Origin of the sequence: Paracoccus sp. (in: a-proteobacteria), from assembly GCF_046462195.1 — a bacterium.
In the GTDB taxonomy this organism is placed as follows: Bacteria; Pseudomonadota; Alphaproteobacteria; order Rhodobacterales; family Rhodobacteraceae; genus Paracoccus.
Genome location: NZ_JBKGUN010000266.1, coordinates 1 through 3,809 on the forward strand (window position 1 = coordinate 1; position 3,809 = coordinate 3,809).

Consider the following 3,809-nt stretch of genomic DNA (forward strand, 5'->3'; position numbering starts at 1 on the left):
TGGTACAGCGTCAGCGGCAGGTCCTTGTAGCTGTTCACATGGCTGCGGAAGATGTCGGTGATCATCTCCTCGTTGGTGGGACCGTACAGCAGATCGCGCTTCTGCCGGTCGCGGATGCGCAGCATTTCCTCGCCATAGTCGTCATAGCGGCCGGATTCGCGCCACAGGTCGGCCGGCTGCAGCGTGGGCATCAGCATGGGGATGTGACCCGCCCGCTGCTGTTCCTCGTGGACGATGGTCTCGATGCGCCGGAGAACCTTGAAGCCCATCGGCAGCCAGGAATAGATCCCCGCCGCCTGTTGCTTGATCATGCCCGCGCGCAGCATCAGCCGGTGGCTGACGATCTGCGCCTCCTTGGGGTCTTCCTTCAGCACGGGCAGGAAATAACGCGACAGACGCATGGGCAGGGTCCTTCAAAGCGGTTCGGCGCAGCGTTACCGGATCGGCCCCCGCTTGCCAAGAACCAGTCCGCCCGTGCGCCCGCCACTCGCGCCATCGCGCTTGCAACCGACGGGCGGCGGCGTCACATTCGCGGCAATGCAGCAAAACAGAAAGTTCCGACCCGATGCGCATCACGGTCCGCAAGCAGCTTATGTGGTGGGGGGTGGCCAGCCTGACCCTGCTGCTGACCTTGTGGCTGCTGGGGCAGGCGGTGCTGCCCTTCATCATGGGCGCGGGCGTGGCCTATCTGCTGGACCCCGTGGCCGACCGGCTGGAACGGGCCGGCCTGTCGCGCACCATGGCGGTGGTGGCCATCACCTTCGTTGTCGTGGTGGCCTTTGTGGCGGTGGTTCTGCTGATCGTGCCGGTCCTGGTGCGTCAGGCCTATGCCCTGATCGAGACCGCCCCCCAGATGCTGGAACAAGGCCGCAGCTTCATCGACGCGCGTTTTCCCGACATCATCCCGGACGGCGCGGGTCTGGAACAAACGCTGACCGACATGCAGGCCACGATCGGCGACCAGGCGGCGGCGCTGGCCTCCACGGTGCTGGGATCCGTGCGGGGCGTGCTGGGCACGATCGCGCTGCTAGTCATCGTGCCTGTGGTGGCCTTCTACCTGCTGCTGGACTGGGACCACATGGTCGAGGCCGTTGACCGCCACCTGCCGCGTGAACATGCCGGCACGATCCGGACCCTGGCCTCCGAGGTCGACGAGGCGCTGTCGGGCTTTGTGCGGGGGCAGGCCGTGGTGATCGCGATCCTCGGCACATGGTATGCATTCGGGCTGATGCTGGTCGGGCTGCCCTTCGGCTTTTTCATCGGGATCATGGCGGCGGTCCTGTCGTTCATCCCTTATGTCGGCGTGCTGATCGGTGGAGCCACGGCCATCGGGGTCGCGCTGTTCAGCTTTTGGGGCGATCCGCTGTGGATCGGCGCGGTTGTCGCCATCTTCGCGGTCGGACAGGTGGTCGAAGGCAACTACCTGCAGCCCAAGATCGTCGGCGGCCATGTGGGCCTGCACCCGGTCTGGCTGTTGCTGGCGTTGTCGGTCTTTGGCGCGCTGTTCGGCTTCGTGGGTCTGGTCATGGCGGTGCCCATGGCGGCGGCGCTGGGGGTTCTGGCACGGTTCCTGATCGCCCGTTATCGCGACAGCTCGTTCTATACCGGGCAGGTGATGCCGGACGAACCTGCCCAGCCCCTGCTGGTCGAGATGGTGCCCCCCGGCACCGTGGCAAGCCGACTGCGCAGCGCGCGCATGGCGTCCGAACGCGCACGCAGCCAGCAGGAACTGGACACCATGCAGGAAGACCTGATGCGGCGGGGTCCGGAATGACCGACACGCCCGCCGGACGGTTTCCGCTGTCGCGACAACTGACCCTGGACCTGACGACCCCGCCCGCCCATGCGCGGTCGGATTTCCTGCCCGCCCCCGCCAATCATGCCGCCCTGCAGGCGCTGGACCGGCCGCAGGACTGGCCCAATGGGCGGATGCTGCTGATCGGGCCGGAAGGGGCGGGCAAATCGCATCTGGCGGCCTTCTGGGCGGCCGAGAATGGCGCGCGCCGTGTCAGCGCCAGCGCGTTGCGCCCCGATGCCGCCGATCTGCTGGCGGCGGAAGGCGGCGCGGTCGTGGTCGAGGATGCCGATCATGCGGGCTTTGCCGCGGGCGCCGAACAGGCCCTGTTCCACCTGTGGAACCTGTGCGCACCGCGTGACTGCCTTTTGCTGCTGACGGCGCGAACCCCGCCGCGCGACTGGGGCCTGGTCCTGCCCGACCTGCGTTCCCGCATGGATGCGATGCCCCAGGTGCGCCTTGGATCGCCCGACGAGGCGCTGCTGGCTGCGGTACTGGTCAAGCTGTTTGCAGACCGGCAACTGGCGGTTCCGGCCGGGCTGATCGACTGGCTGGTTCTGCACATGGACCGGGATCTGGGGCTGGCCCGCCGCCTGGTGACGGCGATGGATCATGCCGCGATGGCGGAAAAGGGCCCGGTCACCCGCCGCATCGCGGCCGAGCTTCTGGACAAGCTGTCGGAAACCGACGCATGATCGCGCCGTTGCTCGACCCCGGAACACCATGACCCAAGCCGATTTTCTTCGCCAGCCCTTTCCCGAACCCATTGATCTGCCCGATGGTCCGCCCGAAGGGCCTGCGCGTTTCTTCAATCGCGAACTGTCCTGGCTGTCCTTCAACTGGCGCGTCCTGGACGAGGCGCGCAACCCGCGCGTGCCGTTGCTGGAGCGGCTGCGTTTCGTGTCGATCAGCGCCACGAACCTGGACGAGTTCTATACCGTCCGCGTGGCGGGCCTGCGCGAACTGGTGCGCGAAGGCAGCACGACGCCCTCGGATGATGGCCTGACCCCCGCCGAACAGCTCGGCCTGATCAACGCCGACGCTCGCCGCCTGATGAGCGCGCAGCAGGGTGTCTGGAACGGGTTGCGGCGCGAGATGGAGCAGGCGGGCATCGTCATCTTGTCACGCCAGCGCCTGACCGGTGCCGAGGAAGAGTTCCTGCACGAATATTTTGAGAACCGGGTCTTTCCCGTCCTGTCGCCGCTGGCCATCGACCCTGCGCACCCGTTCCCGTTCATCCCGAACACCGGCTTTTCGCTGGCGCTGGAACTGGCGCGCGAAACGGACGGACGGCAGATGCAGGCGCTGCTCCCGGTTCCCGGACAGTTGCCGCGTTTCGTGCCCCTTCCGGGGGGTGAACGTTTTCTGCGGTTGGAGGACCTGCTGCTGATGCATCTCTCCAGCCTGTTTCCGGGCTATCGGGATGTCGGTCATTGCAGCTTTCGCGTGTTGCGCGACAGCGACCTCGAGGTCGAGGAAGAGGCCGAGGATCTTGTCCGGGAATTCGAGACGGCGCTCACGCGCCGCCGGCGGGGCAGCGTCATCCGCATGAAGATCACGGCGGGCGCGCCTGACTGCCTGCGCCGCCTGATCATGGAGGAACTGGAGGTCGGCCCCGACGAGGTGATCGAGGTTGCGGGCCTTTTGGGCATGGCCGATCTGCGGGAACTGGTGCTGGATCACCGAACCGAGCTCTTGTGGCCCGGCTTCACGCCCCGGGTCCCGGAGCGCGTGCAGGACCATGACGGGGACATGTTCGCGGCAATCCGCCAAAAGGACATGCTGCTGCACCATCCCTATGAAACCTTCGACATGGTCGTCCGTTTTCTGGCGCAGGCGGCGCGCGATCCCGATGTGCTGGCGATCAAGCAGACCCTGTACCGCACCAGCCGCGACAGCCCGATCGCCCGCGCCCTGATCGAGGCGGCGGAGGCCGGCAAGAGCGTGACCGCCATGGTGGAGCTGAAGGCGCGCTTCGACGAGGAGCGCAACATCGCCCTGGCGCGGGAGCTGG

At 66.8% G+C, this 3,809-nt stretch carries 3 protein-coding genes and 1 pseudogene; 3 read left to right on the forward strand and 1 reads right to left on the reverse strand.

Features of this window, described 5'->3' with window-relative positions:
• Positions 1-401: pseudogene (locus ACLHHB_RS16055) on the reverse strand (proline--tRNA ligase); the annotation flags it as partial.
• Between the two features lie 164 nt (positions 402-565).
• On the opposite strand from ACLHHB_RS16055, the gene ACLHHB_RS16060 reads away from it, so the two are divergent.
• From ACLHHB_RS16060 to ppk1, 3 genes are all read left to right on the forward strand, one after another.
• Positions 566-1,774 carry an AI-2E family transporter gene (locus ACLHHB_RS16060; RefSeq protein WP_410219286.1) on the forward strand — a complete coding sequence of 403 codons (1,209 nt, stop codon included), beginning with the start codon at positions 566-568 and terminating at the stop codon, positions 1,772-1,774.
• On the forward strand, positions 1,771-2,490 hold the full coding sequence (locus ACLHHB_RS16065; RefSeq protein ID WP_410219287.1) for a chromosomal replication initiator DnaA: 720 nt from the start codon (positions 1,771-1,773) through the stop codon (positions 2,488-2,490). The genes ACLHHB_RS16060 and ACLHHB_RS16065 overlap by 4 nt, the downstream gene beginning before the upstream one ends.
• A gap of 28 nt (positions 2,491-2,518) precedes the next feature.
• Positions 2,519-3,809 (forward strand): polyphosphate kinase 1 (gene ppk1, locus ACLHHB_RS16070; RefSeq protein ID WP_410219288.1); only part of this gene is annotated, 1,291 nt, incomplete at its 3' end.